The organism is Streptomyces sp. Tu 3180, from assembly GCF_009852415.1.
GTDB lineage: Bacteria > Actinomycetota > Actinomycetes > Streptomycetales > Streptomycetaceae > Streptomyces.
The window spans coordinates 3,135,987-3,155,990 of the sequence record NZ_WOXS01000002.1; the positions used below are offsets into that span (position 1 = coordinate 3,135,987).

Annotated in this window: 17 protein-coding genes and 1 pseudogene; 7 read left to right on the forward strand and 11 right to left on the reverse strand. The window is 73.2% G+C overall.

What is annotated here, in order from left to right; all coding sequences use genetic code 11:
• Positions 1-81: 81 nt before the first annotated feature.
• Both GL259_RS15025 and GL259_RS15030 read right to left on the reverse strand, forming a co-directional pair.
• Complete coding sequence (locus GL259_RS15025) at positions 82-3,813, reverse strand: ABC transporter ATP-binding protein (protein WP_159533011.1); 3,732 nt, start codon at positions 3,811-3,813, stop codon at positions 82-84.
• Between the two features lie 71 nt (positions 3,814-3,884).
• Entirely contained in the window at positions 3,885-4,952 is a 1,068-nt protein-coding gene (locus GL259_RS15030) for an esterase-like activity of phytase family protein (RefSeq protein ID WP_159533013.1), read from the reverse strand.
• Positions 4,953-5,096: 144 nt separating this feature from the next.
• Between GL259_RS15030 and GL259_RS15035 the strand changes: the two genes are divergently transcribed.
• Positions 5,097-5,921, forward strand: coding sequence for an endonuclease (locus GL259_RS15035; RefSeq protein WP_159533015.1), 825 nt, complete (start codon positions 5,097-5,099; stop codon positions 5,919-5,921).
• Here GL259_RS15035 and GL259_RS15040 read toward each other — a convergent pair.
• Together GL259_RS15040 and GL259_RS15045 are read right to left on the reverse strand one after the other, a co-directional pair.
• A complete protein-coding gene (locus GL259_RS15040; RefSeq protein WP_159533017.1) occupies positions 5,884-6,198 on the reverse strand; it encodes a hypothetical protein in 315 nt (104 codons plus the stop codon). The genes GL259_RS15035 and GL259_RS15040 overlap by 38 nt on opposite strands.
• Positions 6,195-6,542 (reverse strand): hypothetical protein, encoded by a 348-nt coding sequence (locus tag GL259_RS15045; protein ID WP_159533019.1) that lies wholly within the window; start codon positions 6,540-6,542, stop codon positions 6,195-6,197. The genes GL259_RS15040 and GL259_RS15045 overlap by 4 nt, the downstream gene beginning before the upstream one ends.
• Positions 6,543-6,705: 163 nt before the next feature.
• Here GL259_RS15045 and GL259_RS15050 point away from each other — a divergent pair, with 163 nt between their 5' ends.
• The 4 genes from GL259_RS15050 to GL259_RS15065 all read left to right on the forward strand — a co-directional run bounded on the left by GL259_RS15050 (position 6,706) and on the right by GL259_RS15065 (position 9,245).
• Positions 6,706-7,542 (forward strand): helix-turn-helix transcriptional regulator, encoded by an 837-nt coding sequence (locus GL259_RS15050; RefSeq protein WP_159533021.1) that lies wholly within the window; start codon positions 6,706-6,708, stop codon positions 7,540-7,542.
• Positions 7,493-7,699, forward strand: coding sequence for a DUF397 domain-containing protein (locus GL259_RS15055; protein ID WP_159533023.1), 207 nt, complete (start codon positions 7,493-7,495; stop codon positions 7,697-7,699). Before GL259_RS15050 ends, GL259_RS15055 begins: the two co-directional genes overlap by 50 nt.
• A 117-nt stretch (positions 7,700-7,816) precedes the next feature.
• Entirely contained in the window at positions 7,817-8,428 is a 612-nt protein-coding gene (locus tag GL259_RS15060) for a hypothetical protein (protein ID WP_159533025.1), read from the forward strand.
• 460 nt (positions 8,429-8,888) lie between these two features.
• Complete coding sequence (locus tag GL259_RS15065) at positions 8,889-9,245, forward strand: peptidase inhibitor family I36 protein (RefSeq protein WP_243762308.1); 357 nt, start codon at positions 8,889-8,891, stop codon at positions 9,243-9,245.
• Positions 9,246-9,352: 107 nt separating this feature from the next.
• On the opposite strand, the gene GL259_RS39325 is transcribed toward GL259_RS15065, so the two are convergent.
• Genes GL259_RS39325 through GL259_RS15080 form a run of 4 tightly spaced genes read right to left on the reverse strand, consistent with a single transcriptional unit; the run spans position 9,353 to position 13,666 of the window.
• Complete coding sequence (locus GL259_RS39325; protein ID WP_279578623.1) at positions 9,353-9,484, reverse strand: hypothetical protein; 132 nt, start codon at positions 9,482-9,484, stop codon at positions 9,353-9,355.
• Positions 9,481-11,166 (reverse strand): thiamine pyrophosphate-binding protein, encoded by a 1,686-nt coding sequence (locus tag GL259_RS15070; protein WP_159533029.1) that lies wholly within the window; start codon positions 11,164-11,166, stop codon positions 9,481-9,483. Before GL259_RS15070 ends, GL259_RS39325 begins: the two co-directional genes overlap by 4 nt.
• A complete protein-coding gene (speB, locus tag GL259_RS15075; RefSeq protein ID WP_159533031.1) occupies positions 11,163-12,143 on the reverse strand; it encodes an agmatinase in 981 nt (326 codons plus the stop codon). The genes GL259_RS15070 and speB overlap by 4 nt, the downstream gene beginning before the upstream one ends.
• Positions 12,144-12,199: 56 nt before the next feature.
• On the reverse strand, positions 12,200-13,666 hold the full coding sequence (locus GL259_RS15080) for a sodium:solute symporter (protein WP_159533033.1): 1,467 nt from the start codon (positions 13,664-13,666) through the stop codon (positions 12,200-12,202).
• Positions 13,667-13,853: 187 nt separating this feature from the next.
• Here GL259_RS15080 and GL259_RS15085 point away from each other — a divergent pair, with 187 nt between their 5' ends.
• Both GL259_RS15085 and GL259_RS15090 read left to right on the forward strand, forming a co-directional pair.
• On the forward strand, positions 13,854-15,416 hold the full coding sequence (locus GL259_RS15085) for a PucR family transcriptional regulator (RefSeq protein WP_208026472.1): 1,563 nt from the start codon (positions 13,854-13,856) through the stop codon (positions 15,414-15,416).
• Positions 15,417-15,543: 127 nt separating this feature from the next.
• Positions 15,544-16,332, forward strand: coding sequence for a phosphatase (locus GL259_RS15090; RefSeq protein ID WP_159533037.1), 789 nt, complete (start codon positions 15,544-15,546; stop codon positions 16,330-16,332).
• Positions 16,333-16,351: 19 nt separating this feature from the next.
• Here GL259_RS15090 and GL259_RS15095 read toward each other — a convergent pair.
• From GL259_RS15095 to GL259_RS15105, 3 genes and pseudogenes are all read right to left on the reverse strand, one after another.
• Positions 16,352-17,351: pseudogene (locus GL259_RS15095) on the reverse strand (transposase).
• A gap of 127 nt (positions 17,352-17,478) precedes the next feature.
• The gene (locus tag GL259_RS15100; protein WP_159533039.1) at positions 17,479-18,825 is read right to left on the reverse strand and encodes an FG-GAP and VCBS repeat-containing protein; all 1,347 of its coding nucleotides are present in this window, start codon (positions 18,823-18,825) and stop codon (positions 17,479-17,481) included.
• A gap of 291 nt (positions 18,826-19,116) precedes the next feature.
• Positions 19,117-19,995, reverse strand: a complete 879-nt coding sequence (locus tag GL259_RS15105) for an acyl-CoA thioesterase II (protein ID WP_159533041.1) — start codon at positions 19,993-19,995, stop codon at positions 19,117-19,119.
• Positions 19,996-20,004 lie beyond the last annotated feature (9 nt).

Sequence of the window (20,004 nt, forward strand, 5' to 3'; positions counted from 1 at the left end):
CGCCTGCCGCGATCGACGACGTACGGGTGTACGGACGCACGACGCGTGTCGAACGGTTGCGCACCCGTCACAAAGGTCACGTCAGCGCCGGGCGCCGACCGGCTCCTCCGGCTCGGCCTGCCCGACGAACGTCCGCCACAGCTCGGCGTACCGCCCGCCGCGGGCCAGCAGCTCCTCGTGCGTGCCGTCCTCCGCGACCCGTCCGCGGTCCATGACGACCACCCGGTCGGCGCGGGCGGCGGTGGTCAGGCGGTGGGCGACGACCAGGGTGGTGCGGCGGCCCGCCAGCCGGTCGGTGGCCTGGTTGACCTGGGCCTCGGTGGCCAGGTCGAGCGCGGCCGTGGCCTCGTCGAGCAGCAGGATGTCGGGGTCGACGAGTTCGGCGCGGGCCAGTGCGATCAGCTGGCGCTGGCCGGCGGAGAGGTTGCGGCCGCGCTCGGCGACCTCGTGCAGGTAGCCGCCCTCCAGGGTGGCGATCATCTCGTGCGCGCCGACCGCGCGGGCCGCCGCCTCCACCTCTGCGTCGGTGGCGTCCGGGCGGCCGTAGGCGATGGCGTCGCGGACGGTCCCGGGGAAGAGGTACGCCTCCTGCGGGACGACGCCGAGCCGGTGCCGGTACGCCGTGAGGTCCAGGTCCCGCACGTCCGTGCCGTCGACGGTGATCCGGCCGGCGGTGGGGTCGTAGAACCGGGCCACCAGCTTGACCAGGGTGGACTTGCCGGCGCCGGTCTCGCCGACGAAGGCGACGGTCTGCCCGGCGGGGATGCGCAGGTCGATCCCGCCGAGCGCCTCCTCGGCCTCGTCACCGGTCCCGTAGGCGAAGCGCACGTCCTCGAAGGCGATCTCCCCGCGCAGGGACGACACGTCGGCCGGCCGGTCGGCGGGCCCGGTCGAGGTCGGCTCGCGCAGCAGCTCCTGGATGCGGCCGAGCGAGACGGACGCCTGCTGGTAGCCGTCGAAGACCTGGGAGAGCTGCTGCACGGGGGCGAAGAACAGGTCGATGTAGAGCAGGTACGCCACCAGCGCACCGGTCGTCAGCGTCCCGTCGTCGACCCGGGCGCCGCCCACGACCAGCACCGCGGTCGCCGCCGCCGAGGACAGGAGCTGCACGAACGGGAAGTACACCGAGATCAGCCACTGGCCCCGGACGCGGGCGGCGCGGTAGCTCGCGCTGCGCTCGGCGAACCGGCGCCCGCCGTCCCGCTCCCGGCGGAAGGCCTGCACGATCAGCAGCCCGGACACCGACTCCTGGAGGTCGGCGTTGACCACGGACACGCGCTCGCGGGCCAGCTCGTACGCCTTCACGCTGGCCCGGCGGAAGAAGTACGTGGCGACGACCAGCAGCGGCAGGGTGGCGAACACGACGAGCGCGAGCTGCACGTCGATCACCAGCAGGGCGATCATGATGCCGAGGAAGGTGACCACCGAGACGAACGCCGTCACCAGGCCCGTCTGCAGGAACGTCGACAGGGCGTCGACGTCGGTGGTCATCCGGGTCATGATCCGGCCGGTCAGCTCGCGCTCGTAGTAGTCGAGGCCGAGCCGCTGGAGCTGGGCGAAGATCTTCAGCCTGAGCGCGTACAGGACGCGTTCGCCGGTGCGCCCGGTCATCCGGATCTCGCCGGTCTGCGCCGCCCACTGGGCGACCACGGTGAGCAGGGCGAACAGCGAGGCGGCCCAGACCGCGCCGAGGGCGGCCCGGGTGACGCCCTGGTCGATGCCGTACCGGACCAGCACCGGCAGCAGCAGGCCCGCGCCGGCGTCCACGGCGACGAGCCCGAGGCTGGCCAGGAGCGGCAGGCCGAAGCCGCGCAGCAGGCGGCGCAGGCCGTAGGAGTCCTCCGGCCGGACGGCGCGTGCCTCGTCGACGTCGGGGACGTCGGTCGCCGGGGGCAGCGCCTCGACCTGGGCGAGGAGTTCCGGGGTGGCCGGGGTGCCGGACAGGGCGGTGTCCCTGGGCTCGCGGTCGCCGGTCCACAGCCGGGGCGTGACCCCGCGCTCGGCGTCGAACTCGGCGTCCAGCTCCGCGCGGACGGAGGTGTCCTCCTCCTGGGGTCCGGCGGGCGGGGTGTGGCCCGGGGAGACCGCGCCCAGCTCGTCGGGGTCGGTGAGCAGCCTGCGGTACAGGGCGCAGCGCCGCTGGAGCTCGTCGTGGGTGCCGATGTCGGCGAGCCGGCCGGCGTCGAGGACGGCGATGCGGTCGGCGAGGCCCAGGGTGGAGCGGCGGTGGGCGATCAGCAGGGTGGTGCGGCCCCGCATGACCTCCTTCAGCGCCTCGTGGATCTCGTGCTCGACGCGCGCGTCCACGGCCGAGGTCGCGTCGTCCAGGACCAGCAGGCGCGGGTCGGTGAGGATCGCGCGGGCCAGGGCGATGCGCTGGCGCTGGCCGCCGGAGAGGGTCAGGCCGTGCTCGCCGACGGTGGTGTCGTAGCCGTCGGGCAGCTCGGTGATGAACCGGTGGGCCTGGGCCGCGCGGGCGGCGGCGACGATCTGCTCGTCGGTGGCGTCCGGACGGCCGTAGGCGATGTTGCCGCGCACGGTGTCGGAGAAGAGGAAGGAGTCCTCCGGGACCAGCCCGATCGCCGCCCGCAGGGACTCGGTGGTCAGCTCGCGCACGTCGTGGCCGCCGACGAGGACCGCGCCGCGCGTGACGTCGTAGAAGCGCGGCAGGAGCAGGGAGACGGTGGACTTGCCGGAGCCGGAGGAGCCGACGACGGCGAGGGTCTCGCCGGGGCGGATCTCGAAGGAGAGGCCGTCGAGGACGGGGCGCCCTGGGTCGTAGCCGAAGGAGACGTCGTCGAACTCGACGGTCGCGGGGGCGTCGGCGGGCAGTTCCCTGGTGCCGTCGGTCAGGGACGGCTCGGTGTCGATCAGTTCCAGGACGCGCTCGGTGCTCGCACGGGCCTGCTGCCCGACGGTGAGGACCATCGCCAGCATCCGGACCGGGCCGACGAGCTGGGCGAGGTAGGTGGAGAAGGCGACGAACGTGCCCAGCGTGATGTTCCCGCGCACGGCGAGCCAGCCGCCGAGCGCCAGCATCGCCACCTGGCCGAGGGCGGGGACGGCCTGGAGGGCGGGGGTGTACCGGGAGTTCAGCCGGATGGTGCGCAGCCGCCCGGCGTACAGCCGGCGTCCGACCTCGCGCAGCTTGCCGGTCTCCTGCTCCTCCTGCCCGAAGCCCTTCACCACGCGGACGCCGCTGACCGCGCCGTCGACCACGCCGGCGACGGCGGCCGCCTGGGCCTGGGCGTACCAGGTGGAGGGGTGCAGCCGGGTGCGGCTGCGCCTGGCGATCCACCACAGGGCGGGGGCGACGGCGAGGGCGACCAGGGTGAGCGCCGGCGACAGCCACGCCATGATCACGAGGGACATCAGGAACAGCAGGAGGTTGCCGATGGTCATCGGCAGCATGAAGAGCAGGCCCTGGATCAGCTGGAGGTCGCTGGTGGCGCGGCCGACGACCTGCCCGGTGCTCAGTTCGTCCTGGCGTCTGCCGTCGAGCCGGGTGATCGTCCCGTACATCTCGGTCCGCAGGTCGTGCTGGACGTCGAGGGCGAGCCGCCCGCCGTAGTAGCGGCGGACGTAGGTGAGGACGTAGACGACGAGGGCGGCACCGATCAGGGCGCCCGCCCAGGGGAGCATGGCGCGGCTGTGGTCGCCGATCACGTCGTCGATGATCACCTTGGTGATCAGCGGGACCAGCGCCATCACGGCCATGCCGCCGAGGGAGGAGCCGAGAGCCAGGACGACGTCCCGGGGATGACGCCACGCGTATCCGGTCAGTCGCCGTGCCCATCCCCGTTGCGCTGTCACGCGGGTGCCCTCCGATCGTCCTGATCTACCGGAAGGCACCAACGCCGACAGAAGCGGATTTCATCCCTCCGTCATGAACGGACCCGTACGCGCAGAGCGTAGAAGCGGGTGGTCTGGACGCCGTTCTGGTTGTCGTCGCTGACCAGGAGCACCTTCAGGCGGTCGTGGGCACGGCCGGTGATCACCATGCCCTCGATGTTGTCGAGGAGCGGGTTGGGCTGGGGCTGCCCGGCGGTGGCGCCGAGGGAGGGGCAGTCCACGAGGTCGGCGAGCAGGGTCTTCCCGACCGGCCGCACGCCGGGCTGTCCGGTCAGCCGCTCGATCCCGCGGGTGTCGGTCGCCCGGCGGAGGTCGGCCAGGTAGAGCCGGACGGTGTTGCCGACGCCGGAGGTGAAGCCGCGCTCGAGGACGAGGAGGCGGCCGTCGGGGAGCGCGGTGACCTCCGGGACCCCGAGGCCGGGATCGACGCGGTAGGCGTACTGCGCCCCGAGCCGGAACCCGTCCCGGTGCCGCTGCCAGGTCTGGAAGCGGACGGTGTCCGCGTCGTCCCCGGTCAGCGCGTACTCCATGGAGGCCAGCAGGGTGCGGCCGCCGGGGAGCAGGGTCAGCCCCTCGAAGGTGCCGTTGGAGCGGGCACGGCCCGCCGGGGCGGTCTTCAGGGCGTCCGGGACGGGGAGCCGGTCGAGGACGCGGCCGTCGCGGGCGTGGCGGCGGACGGCCGGCTCGGTCTCGGAGCTGACGAGCAGGGTGCCGACGGGGGTCCCCCCGCTCGGGCGGAGCCGGGAGCGGGGGAGGTCGATGACCAGCCCCTCCGAGTCGAGCGCGCCCCCGTTCTCGTCGGCGAGCGGGACGACTCCCTCGGGCTCGAGGCTCCCGGCGTCCAGCCGGAACAGGGCGGAACGGTCGGAGAGGGCGGCGAGCGAGCCGTCCCCGTCGACGGCGAGCGCGGAGAGGTTGCCGACGAAGGTGCCCCCGTACGTCGTCTTGTCGAGCGCGTCGGAGAAGCGGTCGACGGAGACGGACGGCGAGCAGGCGTGGCGCGGCTCGTGCGGCCGGGCGTTCGCGGGCCCGGCGGCGGTCAGGCAGCCGGCGGCGGCGAGGGCCGCGGTGGTGGTGGCGAGGAGGGTTCTCAGGCGCATGGCGCCACCGTAGGGCGGCCGGGTGACGGCACGTCACCGCGTACCGACACACGACCGACACCTCTTCTTCACCCCCATGCATACATGTCCATGTCACGCTGCCGACCGCCGCTCCATCAACTCGCGTAGATCGGACGTCCCCACATGCCCGTGACACCCATACGCCGCCGCTGGAAGAGCCTCGCCCTGGCGACCTCGGCCGTCCTGGTCGGTCTCACCGTCCCCGCGCTGACCGCGCCCTCCGCCGGCGCCGCGACCACCGCCGGCACGGCGACCACCGCGTACGACGACACCTACTACGCCGACGCCGTCGGCAAGTCCGGCCCGGCGCTCAAGGACTCCCTGCACACGATCATCAGCGACCAGACGAAGATCTCGTACTCGGCCGTCTGGGAGGCCCTGAAGGTCACCGACCAGGACCCGAACAACAGCAACAACGTGATCCTGCTGTACTCGGGCATCTCCCGCAGCAAGTCCCTCAACGGCGGCGACACGGGCGACTGGAACCGGGAGCACGTGTGGGCCAAGTCCCACGGCGACTTCGGCACGTCCACCGGTCCCGGCACCGACCTGCACCACCTGCGCCCCGAGGACGTCCAGGTCAACTCCATCCGCGGCAACAAGGACTTCGACAACGGCGGCGGCTCGTTCGCCAACAGCGGCGGCAGCCTCACCGACTCCAACTCCTTCGAGCCCCGCGACGCCGTCAAGGGCGACGTGGCCCGCATGATCCTCTACATGGCCGTGCGCTACGAGGGCACCGACGGCTGGCCCGACCTGGAGCCCAACGACTCCGTCACCAACGGCACGAACCCGTACCACGGCCGCCTGTCGGTCCTGAAGCAGTGGCACCAGGAGGACCCGCCGAGCACGTTCGAACAGCGCCGCAACAACGTCATCCACGACTCCTACCAGCACAACCGCAACCCGTTCATCGACCACCCGGAGTGGGTCGAGTCGATCTGGTAGCCAGGCGGGCACCCCGGCTCTCGGCGATCCGACGCACGTCGGTCAGCGACTCGCGCATGCGCGCGAGCAGGAACCGGAGCTGGTCCGCGGTCGCGCGGCGGTCGGCGAGCAGGTCCGCCGCGTGGCCGAGGAGGTCGTCGGCCATGTCGAGCTGCACCTGCTCGACGGCGTCGGCGCGGCGGGAGAGGTGGCCGGACCCGTCCGTGACGAGGTAGCAGGGCTTGCCGTCCGTCCCCGTCCAGGGCAGGAGGCGCAGGTCGTGGTCGGCGTTCGTCATGCCGTCACCTCCACGCCGTGGATGACCCGCGGCCCCACGTCGACGCCGTGGACGGCGAGCCACAGCGCACGGCGCCGGGCGCGCTGCCGCCGCGCCTCTTCCCGGCACCCGTGCGCCACGGGGCGGGGCCGGACCGGGGCGGTGTCCTCGCCGCGGAGACGGCGGGCCCCGGCCCGCGCGACGGCCGGCGGTTCGACGCCCGGTGCGACGCCCGGCGAGAGCAGCGGCGGGACGGGCGGAGGGGCGGAGCGCCGGTGCCGCCCCCGGCCGGGCGGAAGAAGCCGCGGTAGAAGCCGCGGCAGGGGATCGGCGAGGCGGGCGAAGTGGGTGAGGCGGGCTTTCATGTCGTCGGCTCCTCCGGTGCGTCGACGAGCGCGCCCCCGGGCCGGTCCTCCGGCCGCGGGGCGTCGCCTTGCGTGGCGATACGGATACAGAGTGAGACGGGTGCGGTTGGGCTCGCCAGAGGGGAGCTGGTGACAGAGCGTTTGTCGCAAGGGGGTTGACGCGATGGGCAGCACCTACGGGGACTGGCTGAGGGAGCAGCGCGAGGCGGCGGCGCTGACGCAGCAGCAGTTGGCCGACATGGCGATCATGACGCGTTCGCACATCGCCCACATCGAGGCGGGCCGCCGGGTGCCGTCGAAGGAGGACGCGCGCCGGCTGGACGCGGCGCTGAACACGGGGAACGTGCTGAGCAGCTTCCTGCCCGAGCAGCACGCCGCGGTCGCCGACTACTTCGAGACGGCACGGCAGCTCGAACAACAGGCGGTCATGATCCGGGAATCCGCGGTCACGTTCGTACCGGGAGTCCTGCAGACGGAGAGGTACGCGCGAGCCGTCCTCGGCACGACGTTCCCTCCTCTGAGTGACGAGGAACGTGACAGGCGCCTTGTCACACGTCTTGAGCGGGCGAAAATCCTCGATGATCCCACCACGCCCGTCTTTTGGGCCCTCCTGGACGAAGGCCTGCTGCATCGTGTGGTGGGCGGTCCCGATGTCATGGCGGAGCAGCTCATGCACCTGGTGCACCTGGTCGAGGGAGGCCGCATCCGCGCTCATGTCATGCCTCGCGGGACGGGCGCCTATCCCGTCATGCAGGGCATGCTGAGTCTGATGTGGTTCGAGGACCAACCCCCCGTGGCCTACTCCGAGGGTGTACGGGTGGCCAAGGTTCATGACGTCCCGGCCGTCGTCGAACAGTTGCAGGGCGCCTACCATCTCGCACTGAGCGACGCACTCCCGCTGCGCGAGTCGCTTGCCGTCATGAAGGCCACAGCGAAGGACTACGGACACGATGACCGACCGGACCATAGCCGACGCCGCGACGCTCAGTGGTTGGCGTAAGTCGTCGTACAGCGGAAACGAAGCGGGCAGCTGCCTCGAGGTGGTCGACGACCACCTTGCCGGTGTGGCGGTTCGGGACTCCAAGGTGGTGGACGGGCCGGCGGTCGTGTTCTCGGCGGCGGGCTGGACGTCGTTCATCACCGCCCTCAAGAACTGACCCCCTCACCCGAAAACCGTCAACACATCCACCTCCACCGTCCACACCTCGCTCATCCGAGTGGCCAACGGGCGTTGCCCCGCCCACTGCTCACCCTTTTTCCCCAGGGTGTCCCCCATGAGCTCGCGATTCGCCTACGGCCACAACCCCCACAGCACGGGGCACGTGATCAACACCGTGCGCACCCTCATGCGCACCGGCGGCCTGGACGTGTCCCTGACCGCCGTCGCACGTGGCTGCGGAACCACGCGCAACTTCCTCTACGCCAACTGGAAGTCCGCCTCCGCCCTGCATCTGCGCGCGCTGCGGACGGAGGTGGCGCAGGCCTTCGACACGGCGCAGCGCGTCCGTCCGAGTGACGGCACCGTTCCGGGGATCACCGCGCACCTGACGGAGGTCGTGCGGACCGTTCGCCGTCACCCGACCACGGCCGCCGTCGCGCGGACCTCGCCCGAGGCCTTCTCGGCGGCCTGCACGGCGACCGAGGGCCCGCTGGTGCAGACCGCGACGGAACGCGTCAGCGACGTACTGCACCCCCTCTGCCCGCGCGGCGGCGTCTGGGGCGATCCCGAACTGGGCTCCCGGCCCTGGAAGATCCTGTGGATCGCCCGGCCCGCCGCCCTCTGCCCCGAGGCCGTGGGCGACGAGGTCCGGGAGAACACACTGGACAACGCCTTCGCCGAACTGCTCCGCGACCTGCTCGCCCCCTGGTCCACCGGCGCGCGGTGAGACCCGGTGCGGCCTGCCGGCGGTCAGGGGAGCGGTGACGCGGGCGCTCGCCCCGGGCCGCCCGTGACCAGCCGGTCGATGCCGGCGGGGTGACGCAGGGCGACCGCGGGGCGAACCGCCCTCACCGCAGGACGGCCACCGGCGAACCGCCCTCACCGCAGGACGGCCACCGGCGAACCGCCCCCGCCGCGGGACGACCACGGGCGTCCCCCGCCCGGCGGCCCCGGGGGGGCGATCCGGTGGCGGCGGAACCGGCGGCGGTGCCCCGGGCCCGCACGCCCCCGCGCGTGCGCGCCCACCGCTCGGCGACCAGCACCCCGCCGAGCCTCCGGTTCGCTCCATCAGGTGGTGTGGACGGCGCCCCGGGCCGATCGGCCCCGATCCGCCGCGAGCATGGAAGCGCCCCGGCACGTCCGCCGGGGCGCTTCCACGCTTCCGCGACGCCTTGATGGAGAGTGCCGTGAAGACTCGTTCCTGGTCCCTCGCCGCCGTCCTCGCCCTGACCTCGCTCCTGCTGCCGGCCCACGCGGCGTCCGCCGCTCCGGCCGCGCCCCCGTCCTGTCCCGACGGGTCGGTGTGCTTCTGGAGCGGCGAGGGCTTCGACGGCGACTACTGGGAGTGGACCGCGCGCAGCGGTTACCGCGACATGCCGCCCCGCCTCCACGACCACGTCGGCTCGTTCGTGGCGAGCACCCGGGCCTGCTTCGTGAACTGGCAGCCGACCGAGAAGCGGGACGTCTTCAACGGCGACTGGCGCTCCCGCTACCTCGGCGACTTCGGCGGGCGGATCGACGGGGTCGGCCCGGGCGGCTGCTGACCGGCCGGCCCCGGCCCCGGAGCGCCGGCAGCGCCCTCGCGCGGCCGGCGCTCCGGGGCCCGGAGCCGTGCGGACCCCCGGGACCCCGGACGACCCGGTGCCGGTGCTCAGTCCCCGGGCCACGACTCGGCGGCGGAGGGCGCGCGGCCGCGCGTCAGGGTCACCGTGCGCCTGCGCCGGTCGATCCCGGCGACGACGACCGTCACCTCGTCACCGACCCGGACGGCGCCCGGGCTCACTCCCCGTGCGTCGGTGCGAACATCCGCAGGAGCGCCGGGAGCACGACGACGGACGGGCCCGGTGCCGCCAGGGCCTCCGCGAGGTCCCGCTCCAGGGTCTCGGGGGTCGTACGGACCCCCGGGACCCCGAACGACTCGGCGAGCGCCACGTAGTCGGGGCGGGTCAGTTCCGTCGCCGTGGGCTCGCCGAAGGCGTCGGTCATGTACTCGCGCAGGATGCCGTAGCCGCCGTCGTCGACGATGAGCCAGGTGACGTCGAGGTCGTACTGGCGGGCGGTGGCCAGTTCGGCGATGGAGTACAGGGCGCCGCCGTCCCCGGAGACCGCCAGCACCGGGCGGGTGGGGTCGGCGACGGCCGCGCCGAGGGCGGCCGGGAAGCCGTAGCCGAGGCCGCCCGCGCCCTGGGCGGAGTGCAGGTGGTTGGGGCCCTTGGCGTCGAAGGCGGACCAGGCCCAGTAGGCCAGGATCGTCATGTCCCAGAAGGAGGGCGAGTCGGCGGGCAGGGCCCGGCGGACCGCCGTCAGGACCTGCTGTTCCAGGGTGAGTTCCTGGGCGGCGATGCGTTCGGCGACCTTCGCCAGCAGCGCGCGGACGCGCTCCGGTGCCGTGGCGTCCTCGCGCGGCGGCACCGTCTCCAGCAGCGCCTGGAGGGCGAGGCGTGCGTCGGCGTGGATGCCGAGGCCCGGGTGGTTGGACTCCAGCTTGCCGAGGTCGGCCTCGATCTGGACGACCCGGCCGCGCGGCTTGAACGTGTGGTAGTTCGAGGAGAGTTCGCCCAGCCCCGACCCCACCACCAGGAGGACGTCCGCGTCCTCCAGGAAGTCGGTCGTGTGCCGGTCCTCCATCCAGGACTGCAGCGACAGCGGGTGCGTCCAGGGGAACGCGCCCTTGCCGCCGGGGGTGGTGACCACCGGGGCCTGGATCCGCTCGGCGAGCTGCCTCAGCTTGCCGGAGGCGTCCGCGCGGACCACTCCCCCGCCCGCGACGATCGCCGGGCGGGCGGCGTTCGCCAGCAGGTGGGCGGCCAGCGCGGTCAGTTCGGGGCGCGGGGGCAGCTCGTCCGGGGTGGCGTCCATCGCCGTCACCACCGGCAGCAGCGTCTGCGCGAGCAGCACGTCCTGCGGGATCTCCACCCACACCGGGCCGTGCGGCGCGGTGAGCGCCGACTTCCAGGCGGCGGCGATCGCGGACGGGATCTGGGACGCCGTGCGCACGGTGTGCACGGACTTCACCACGCCCCGGAACGACGCCGACTGGTCGGGGAGCTCGTGCAGGTAGCCGTGGCGGCCCCCGCCCAGCCCCGCCGTCGGGACCTGGCTGCTGATCGCCAGGACGGGGGCGGAGGCGGCCGCCGCCTCCTGGAGCGCGGCCAGGGAGGTCAGCGCGCCGGGCCCGGTCGACAGCAGCAGCGGGGCGGCCTCACCGGTCATCCGGCCGTACGCGTCCGCCGCGAACCCGGCGTTGTTCTCCACGCGCAGGCCGACGTACCTCAGGTCCGAGCGGCGCAGGGCGTCGAACATGCCGAGGGCGTGCTGGCCGGGCAGGCCGAAGACGGTGGTCGCGCCGAGCCCGGCCAGGGTCTCCACGACCAGGTCTCCGCCGCTGCGGCCGGGAGGGGGGTTGAGCGCGGCCTCCGTCTGCGCGGCGGTCGGGCGGAGCACCAGGTCGTGGTCGTGGGTCACTTGCCCTCGTTCTCCTTGCGGGCGTCGGCGATCTGGCGGGACATGATCGTGGTCAGCTCGTACGCCGTGTGGGAGGCGGCCACCGAGGTGATCTCCGCGTGGTCGTAGGCGGGGGCCACCTCGACGACGTCCGCGGAGACCAGGTTGCAGGAGGCCAGTCCGCGCAGGATCTCCAGCAGTTCGCGGGAGGTCATGCCGCCGGCCTCGGGGGTGCCGGTGCCGGGGGCGTGGGCCGGGTCCAGGCAGTCGATGTCGATGGAGATGTACAGCGGGCGGTCGCCGATGCGCTGGCGCAGCTGGTCGGCGATCTCGTCGGCGCCCCGGCGGTAGACGTCCGCGGAGGTGACGATGCCGAAGCCCATCTTCTCGTCGTCGGTGAGGTCCTGCTTGCCGTACAGCGGGCCGCGGGTGCCGACGTGGGAGAGGGCGGAGGTGTCGAGGATGCCCTCCTCCACGGCCCGGCGGAACGGGGTGCCGTGGGTGTACTCGGCGCCGAAGTAGGTGTCCCAGGTGTCGAGGTGGGCGTCGAAGTGGAGCAGGGCCACGGGGCCGTGCTTCTTGGCGACCGAGCGCAGCAGCGGCAGCGCGATGGTGTGGTCGCCGCCGAGGGTCATCAGGCGGGCGCCGGTGCCGAGCAGGTCGTCGGCGGCGGCCTCGACCGTCTCCACGGCCTCGTTGATGTTGAACGGGTTCACGGCGATGTCGCCGCCGTCCGCGACCTGGGCGAGGGCGAAGGGGGAGGCGTCCTGGGCGGGGTTGTAGGGCCGCAGCAGCCGGGACGCCTCGCGGATGGCGTTGCCGCCGAAGCGGGCGCCCGGCCGGTAGGAGACGCCCGAGTCGAACGGTACGCCCACCACGGCGACGTCGGCGCGGCCGACCTCGTCGAGGCGGGGCAGCCGGGCGAAGGTCGCGGGACCGGCGTACCGCGGGATGCGGGACGAGTCGACGGGGCCGCGGGGCGTCTCGTTGCTGCTCATGGGGACTGCTCTCTTTCCTACGCTTCGTCGCGTATGTACTGCCTGCCCTGACGACTCTACTGGGCGACGGGGGCCGGTTCGGACACGGATTCGGACACGGGGGCGCGTCCGGCGAGGCGTTCGCGCCAGGAGGCCAGGACGGCCTCGTCGGTGGGCCGGGTCGCCAGGGAGACGACGACGTAGGCCGCGAGGGAGGCCAGCAGGCCGTAGGAGACGGGCTCGTTGGCGAGGATGCCGTAGCCGGCCATCAGGGCGACGACGGCCAGACCGCCGGTGGCGACGGCGGCGAGGGCGCCCTGCGCGGTGCCGCGCCGCCACAGCAGCCCGCCGAGGATCGGCACGAGGAGGCCGCCGACGAGCAGGTTGTAGGCCACGGTCAGCGCCTGGACGACGTCGTTCAGCGCGATCGCCGTGCCGATGACGGCGAGGCCCATGAGGAGGATGAAGGCGCGGTTCCCCCTGACCTCGTCGTGCTGCTCGCCGGACGGGCGCACGATGCCGCGCAGCCGTGACCAGATGTCGTTGCTGGCGACGGTGGCGCAGGCGATCAGGGCGCCGGAGGAGGTGGACATCACCGCGGCGAGCGCGGCGGCCAGCACGAGTCCGCGCACCCCCATGGGCAGTTCGTCCTTCACGATGGTGGCGAAGGCGTCGTCGGGGCTGCCGAGCTTCGGGTAGAGCACCTTGGCGGCGGTGCCGATGACGGCGCCGGCGAGGGCGTAGGCGAGGCAGTAGGTGCCGGCGACGGTGCCGCCCCACTTGGCGGTGCGGTCGCTGCGGGCGGTGAACACGCGCTGCCAGATGTCCTGGCCGATCAGCATGCCGAAGGTGTAGATCAGCACGTAGGTGAAGATGGTCTCGCCGCCGATGCCCAGCGGGTCGAAGTACTCGGTGGGCAGTCGGTCCTTCATCTCACCGAAGCCGCCCGCCTTGACGACCGCGATGGGGAGCAGCAGGAGCAGCACGCCGATCGTCTTGACGACGAACTGCACCATGTCGGTCAGCGTGATGGACCACATGCCGCCGAGTGTGGAGTACGCGACGACGATGGAGCCGCCGAGGACGATCGCGAGGGTGCGGTTGATGTCGAACAGGACGTCGAAGATCGTGGCGTAGGCGATGGTCGAGGTGACCGCGAGCATGAGGGTGTACGCCCACATGACCACGCCGGAGATGACGCCCGCCCGGCCGCCGTAGCGCAGGTCGAGCATCTCGGAGACGGTGTAGACCTTCAGCCGGGCGATGCGGGCGGAGAAGAAGACGCTCAGGGCGAGCAGGCCGAGGCCGATGGTGAAGACCATCCAGGCGCCGGAGAGGCCGTACTGGTAGCCGAGGCCCACGCCGCCGATGGTGGAGGCGCCGCCGAGGACGATGGCGGCCATGGTGCCGGAGTACATCGCGGGGCCCAGGCGGCGGCCGGCCACCAGGAACTCGCTCTTGGACTTGGCGCGGCGCATGCCCCACCAGCCCATGGCCAGCATGCCGGCCAGATAGACGACGATGACCAGGTAGTCGACGGCCATACGGGGGCCTCCTTCGCGCACTGTCGGTGGCGTGTCGTGCAGGGGGAAGACGTCCGGTCGCTCGCCACGGGGACATCCGCCCGTACCCGTGGGCTGCCGGTCTGCCCCGACCCTAGGTGGCCGAAAAGCGACTGCGAAGTGTACGTTTCATCCATTCTGGCCGAACGGGATGGAGGAAACGTCCATCATGCCGGACCCCGCGGTTCCGCCCACGCCGCCCGTGCCCCTGGACGCGCTCCTGGCGCGCGAGGACCTGGGCCTGCGCCGGATCGCCGGGCCGGACGACCCCGGCATCGCCGTCCACGGGGCGCACACCTCGGAGATGGCGGACCCGTACCCGTACCTGCTGGGCGGGGAGCTGCTGCTGTCGGCGGGCGTGCACATCCCGCAGGGGGCGGGCGCGGGGTACTTCGACGCCTACGTCTCCCGGATCGTGGCGGCGGGCGGCGCGGCGCTCGGTTTCGGTCTGGCGCCGGTGCACGACACGGTGCCGGCGGCGCTGGTCGAGGCCTGCGGGACGCACGGGCTGCCGCTGCTGGAGGTGCCGCCGCGGACCACCTTCTCGGGCGTGGCCCGCGCGGTCTGGCAGCTGATGGCCCGGGCCCGCCTGGCCGAGCTGCGCCGCGTGACGGAGGCCCAGCGGAGCCTCGCCACCGCCGCCGCCCGCCCCGACCCGGTCCCGTCCGTCCTGCACCAGCTGGCCCGCCGGCTGGGCGGCCGGGCGGTGCTCTACGGCCCGGAGGGCGCGGAACTCGCGGCGGCCGGGCGGGACCAGGGGGAGGAGGTGCGGGCGGCCCTGGCGGAACTGGCGGGGGTCGTGCGCCCCGCCGCCGGCGCCGGGGGCCGCGGGGGCGCCCCCGCGGCCCGGCGTCCGGACGCGCCGGGCCGCCCCCTGCCGGACCGCCCGGACGTCCCCGTGGACGAGGCCGCGGCGGGCCGCCCCGCCTCCGCCACCGACACCGTCGCCGGCGTCCGCCTGGCCGCCTACGCGCTCGGCGCCGGCCGGGACTTCGTGCTCGGGGTCGCCGCCCCGCAGCGGGACCCGGGGGACCACACCATCGCGTCCGTGGCCGCCGTGCTGCTCTCGCTCCTCACCGGCGAGCACCGGAGCGGCACGGGCGCGGCGCGTTCCTCCGCCCTCGTGCGGCTCCTGCTGGGCGGCACGCCGGAGGCGGTCGCGCCGCTGCTCGGCGGGGACCGGTGGCAGGTGGTGCACGCCCGGCCGAACGCGCGGGCACCGGACTCCCTGGCCGCCTCCGCGCTGGGCGCCGCGCTCGGGTCGGCGCTGGTGGACCCGTGCGGTGAGGTCGTCCGGGTCCTGGTGCCGGCCGAGCGGAGCGTGCAGGCGCTGCCCGGCTGGACCCTGGGCGTCAGCGCGGCCGTCGCCCCGCACGACTGGCCGGCCGCCGACACCCAGGCGGCCCGCGCCCTGGCCCGGGCCCGCGCCACCCGCGCCCCGCTGGTCCGGCACGGGTCCCGCGCCGCCGCCCTCACCGACCTCGTCGCCCCGCACGACGCGGACGCCCACGCCCGCGCGCTCCTCGCGCCGCTGGGGGCCGCCCCCGCGCTCACCGACACCCTGCGCACCTGGCTCTCCCTGCACGGCAGTTGGGACCGCACGGCGGTGGCCCTGTCCGTGCACCGCAACACCGTGCGGCAGCGGATCGCGCGGTGCGCGGCCCTGCTGGAGGCCGACCTGGACGACCCGGACGTGCGGATGGAGCTGTGGTTCGCGCTGCGGCGGACCTGAGCCGCCCTGCCCGGACCCGGGTCCGGGCACCCTGAGTATCCGTACGGGGCGGTGTGAGTACGTCACGCACGTCCCGTCGTGCGATATGCCGGGGACGGCCACGGGCCGCTGCCCCACAATGGGGGGCATGCCGATACCCGGGACACCCAGCCGCGCCGAACTCCTCGCCCACCTCGTCGCCACCCGCATCGCGGGCGACGTCGCCACACCCCGCGAGAACAACCTCTCCCACTACCGCAAGCTGGCGAACGGCGACCGGCACTACTGGCTCGGTCTGGAACTCGGCGACCGCTGGACCGACGAGCAGGACGTGCTCGCGGTGATGGCGGAGCGGGTCGGCGTCAACGACGATCCCGAGCACCGGTACGGCCAGGACACCATCGACCCCGAGCTGACCGTCTCCGGGCTGGAGCGCATGGCCGGGCGGCTGCGCAAGGCGGCGGACGGGCAGCAGCGAGTGCTGTTCGCCACCGGCCACCCCGGTGGCCTGCTCGACGTGCACCGCGCCACGGCCGCCGCGCTGCGGGCCGCCGGCTGCGAGATCGTGGTCATCCCGGACGGGCTGACCACGGAGGAGGGGTACGTGATGCAGTTCGCGGACGTGGCGGTGCTGGAGCACGGCGCCACCCTGTGGCACACGCACTCCGGTGAGCCGATGAAGGCCATCCTCACCGCCCTGGAGCGCGAGGGCCGCCCGCTGCCCGACCTGGTCGTCGCCGACCACGGTTGGGCGGGCGCCGCGGGGCAGCACGGCGTCGACTCCGTCGGTTACGCCGACTGCAACGACCCCGCCCTGTTCCTCGCGGAGGCGGAGGGCACCGTCCAGGTGACGGTCCCCCTCGACGACCACGTGGTCAGCCCCCGGCACTACGACCCGATGACGGCGTACCTGCTGGCGGAGGCGGGGCTGGCCTAGGGCCTGTTCTGGGGTGGGATCACGGGAGGGCTGGCAGGCTGCGCAACCAGAGGATGGATCCGCGCGGGTGGAGCCCGGCGGCGTAGCTCTCGGGTGTCTTGTCGTAGTGGGTGGCCGGCCCCCGCCGCTCCTTGAACTTGTCGATGGCCCGCTCGACGGTGTTGCGATCTTTGTGGAGCGTGGCGTCGTGGCTGACCGGGCGGCCGCCGGAGTGTCCCTTCTTCTTGCGGTCGGCGGCCTGGTCGGCCTCCTCCGGGATCACCGCCTTGATGTTGCGTCTGCGCAGGTGGGCACGGTTGGCGCGGGAGGAGTGAGCCTTGTCGCCGGCCACTGCGTCCGGCCTGGTCCCGGGACGGCCGACCCGGCCGCGGACCTTGATCTTCTTGAGGTCGGGGATGAAGCGCGGGCTGTCCGCGGCCTGACCGGGGGTGAGGATGATGGACAGCGGACGGCAGCGCCGCTCAACGGCGAGGTGGACCTTGCTGGTCAGCCCGCCCCGGGAGCGGCCCAGTCCGGCGGCCCGCAGCCGGGCCCTGCGGCGTCGGCGCACGGCCCGGCGCTGGTCCCGTTCGGGATCCTCCATGTCCGCGGACCCCTCTCCCACGGGGTCGTTTTGCCCCTTTGCCGCAGCCCCTTCTCCTCCGCCACGGCCTTCTCCGGATCCTCAAGGAGCTCCGGGTCGACCACCATGCCCGCCGCATGGTGATGCGCGCGGACAACCGCCGAGTCCCCGCAGGCCGGGCTGAGATCGACATCGTCGCGGGGCCGCCGCCTCGGCGATCATCGCGTCCATGAGGGTCTGGAAGACCGCGTCACGCGCCCGCATCCGTAACCGGTCGCAGATCGTCGACCAGGAGCCGTAGCTGTCCGGCACGTCCCGCCGGGGGCTTGCCGGTACGGAACCGCCACATCACCGCGTTGACACAGCTACGCAGGTCAGGGATCGGCCCGAACGCCCCCAGCGGCAGGTGCGGCTCGATCAACTCCCGCTCGGCACCGGTCAGGTCACCACGGGTCACGCGACCGGTCCACCGCAGCCAGCACCCTCCTGGAGCGGGAATGCGCGGGGAACTGCGCGAGCGGCCACGACGCGGGCGCACTCGTACGGACAAGGCGAACCCCAGGCAGCTGGGCGGGAGGCCGGGCCTACTGGAGCATGCCCCAGATGAGTTCGGTGTCGGCGTCGGTCACACCGGTCGTGGTGACGCCGGACGACGTGCCGGGGAAGCGCAGCGAGCCGTTGACGGCGCCGACGTGGAGGTCGGCCTTGCCGTCGCGGTTGGTGTCGCGGAGGCGGACCGGATCGCCGAAGCAGTCGTTCCATGCGACGTCGCCGGGGACGCCGGCGGTGTTGCGGGCGAGCCACCGGGAGTTGGTGCCGGTGATCCCGCTCGCGCTGCCGCGCAGGACGTGGACGCCGCCCTCGGTCGTCTCCTGGCTGATCTTCTCGCCGTAGACGCCGATCGCGAGGTCCTTGTAGCCGTCGCCGTCGATGTCGGCGGCCGAGACGGAGGAGCCGAACAGGTCGCCGGACTCCGGGGTGCCGGCGACGTTGGTGGTGGCCTGGGTGATACGGGCGGCGGTAGCGGGGCCGGCGGAGGAGCCGTACCAGAGGGACACCCGGCCCTGGTTGTTGTTGTACATCTGGCTGCCCGCCGCGAGGTCCCCGTAGCCGTCCTTGTTGAAGTCGGCGATCACCGCCTCGCTGGGGTCGCCGTAGTTCGTGACGAGGCGCAGGGTCTTGCCCGCGCTGAGCGGGGAGCCGCCCTTGATGAACCACGCGTCCGTGCCGAAGCTGTCGGGCTCGTCGTTGATTCCGATGATCACCAGATCGGTCTTGGAGTCCCCGTTCATGTTGCCCGAGACCAGGGACGTGGGCGCGAATCTCGTCGTCTTGTCGTGGCTGGTGACCGAGCCTGCCGCACCGGTGCGCGTGATGCTGCGGTAGACGTAGGCCTTGCTCCCGCTGATCGCGGCCAGGTCCTTCTTGCCGTCCCCGTTGAAATCCCCGGCGGCGAGGTCGCGGCCGAAGCGGGCGTTCGACACCTTGGCGCCGGCGTTGGGGATCGCGGTGCCACCCGAGAGGCCGGTCGCGCTTCCCCACAGGATGACGACGCCGCCCTCGTCCGTGCGTCCGTCGACGTCCTCGCGCGACACCGACACGGCGAGGTCCCCGTATCCGTCGGCGTTGAAGTCGGCGGGCACCCGGACGTCGCCGAACTGGTCCTCCGTCTCGTCGGCGCCGGGGACACCGGGGCTGTCCTGGGTGATCAACTGGGTCCGGGTGCCGGGTCCGGAGGCGGTACCGAAGGTGATCCGGACGCCGCCGCCCTTGCTGTACTGCTCGTAGGTGTAGCTGGCGTAGTCGCGGTAGCCGTCGCCGTTGAAGTCGTCCGCGTACCTGGCCGCCGCCGCGCCGGCGGGAGGTGCCGTGAGGACGGGGGCGAGGGACGCCACGAGGAGTGCCGCGCAGGCTGCGGGGCGAATGCGCATGAAGTGTCTCCTGATGATTCTGTGCGACCGCTCCTGTGCCGATTGATTCCTCAGGGACCACAGAGACAGGAGCGGTTGATGATCAGGAGACAGTCGGACGGGGGAAAAGGTTGCAGGCGGACAGCTACGCAGGTCGGGGATCGGTCCGAACGCTCCCAGCGGCAGGTGCGGCTCGATCAACTCCCGCTCGGCACCGGTCGGATCACCACGGGTCACGCGACCGGTCCACCGCAGCCAGCACCCTCCTGGAGCGGGAACGACCGATCCCGTGATCTCAACTCAGAACACTCCCTAGGCGCGCGGGACGCGGACCACGCCCTCCTGGACGACCGAGACCGCCAGGCGGCCGTCCTGGGTGTAGATGCGGGCCTGGCCGAGTCCCCGGCCGCCGTGCGCGGACGGGGACTGCTGGTCGTAGAGCAGCCACTCGTCGGCGCGGAAGGGGCGGTGGAACCACATCGCGTGGTCCAGGGAGGCGCCCACGACGTCGCCGACCGCCCAGCCGCCCCGGCCGTGCGCGAGCAGGACCGAGTCCAGCAGCGTCATGTCGGAGACGTAGGTGGCGAGGACGACGTGCAGCAGCGGCCCGCCGGCCTCGCTGTCGAGCTTGCCGTTGGTGCGGAACCAGACCTGGGAGTGGGGTTCGCGCGGCTCGCCGAAACGGCCGTAGGGCGGCTCGTCGACGTAGCGCAGGTCGACCGCGGCGCGGGCCTCCAGGAAGCGGTCCACGACCTCGGGGGCGAGGTGGGGGTAGCCGCGCAGCCGTTCCTCGGAGGTGGGCAGTGCGGCCGGGTCCGGCGCGGGCGGCATCGGGGCCTGGTGGTCCAGGCCCTCCTCGTACGCCTGGAACGACGCCGAGAGGTGGAAGATCGGCTTGCCGTGCTGGACCGCGACCACCCGGCGGGTGGTGAAGGAGCGGCCGTCGCGGATCCGGTCGACGGTGTAGACGATGGGCGCGCCGGGGTCGCCGGGGCGCAGGAAGTACGCGTGCAGGGAGTGGGCGGGCCGGTCCTCGGGGACGGTGCGCCCGGCGGCGACCAGCGCCTGCGCCGCGACCTGTCCGCCGAAGACGCGGGGGACGACGGCGGAGCGGGACCGGCCGCGGAAGATGTCCTCCTCGATCTGCTCGAGGTCGAGCAGATCGAGGAGTTCCTGAAGTGCCTGACTCATGGGGTCAGT

Coding starts and splice junctions, on each gene's coding strand:
- GL259_RS15040 (WP_159533017.1), bottom strand. CDS start 6,198: ATGACGAACGCCGACCACGACCTGCGCCTCCTGCCCTGGACGGGGACG.
- GL259_RS15080 (WP_159533033.1), bottom strand. CDS start 13,666: ATGGCCGTCGACTACCTGGTCATCGTCGTCTATCTGGCCGGCATGCTG.
- GL259_RS15085 (WP_208026472.1), top strand. CDS start 13,854: ATGCCGGACCCCGCGGTTCCGCCCACGCCGCCCGTGCCCCTGGACGCG.
- GL259_RS15045 (WP_159533019.1), bottom strand. CDS start 6,542: ATGAAAGCCCGCCTCACCCACTTCGCCCGCCTCGCCGATCCCCTGCCG.
- GL259_RS15055 (WP_159533023.1), top strand. CDS start 7,493: ATGACCGACCGGACCATAGCCGACGCCGCGACGCTCAGTGGTTGGCGT.
- GL259_RS15030 (WP_159533013.1), bottom strand. CDS start 4,952: ATGCGCCTGAGAACCCTCCTCGCCACCACCACCGCGGCCCTCGCCGCC.
- speB (WP_159533031.1), bottom strand. CDS start 12,143: ATGAGCAGCAACGAGACGCCCCGCGGCCCCGTCGACTCGTCCCGCATC.
- GL259_RS15105 (WP_159533041.1), bottom strand. CDS start 19,995: ATGAGTCAGGCACTTCAGGAACTCCTCGATCTGCTCGACCTCGAGCAG.
- GL259_RS15035 (WP_159533015.1), top strand. CDS start 5,097: ATGCCCGTGACACCCATACGCCGCCGCTGGAAGAGCCTCGCCCTGGCG.
- GL259_RS15060 (WP_159533025.1), top strand. CDS start 7,817: ATGAGCTCGCGATTCGCCTACGGCCACAACCCCCACAGCACGGGGCAC.
- GL259_RS15100 (WP_159533039.1), bottom strand. CDS start 18,825: ATGCGCATTCGCCCCGCAGCCTGCGCGGCACTCCTCGTGGCGTCCCTC.
- GL259_RS15090 (WP_159533037.1), top strand. CDS start 15,544: ATGCCGATACCCGGGACACCCAGCCGCGCCGAACTCCTCGCCCACCTC.
- GL259_RS15050 (WP_159533021.1), top strand. CDS start 6,706: ATGGGCAGCACCTACGGGGACTGGCTGAGGGAGCAGCGCGAGGCGGCG.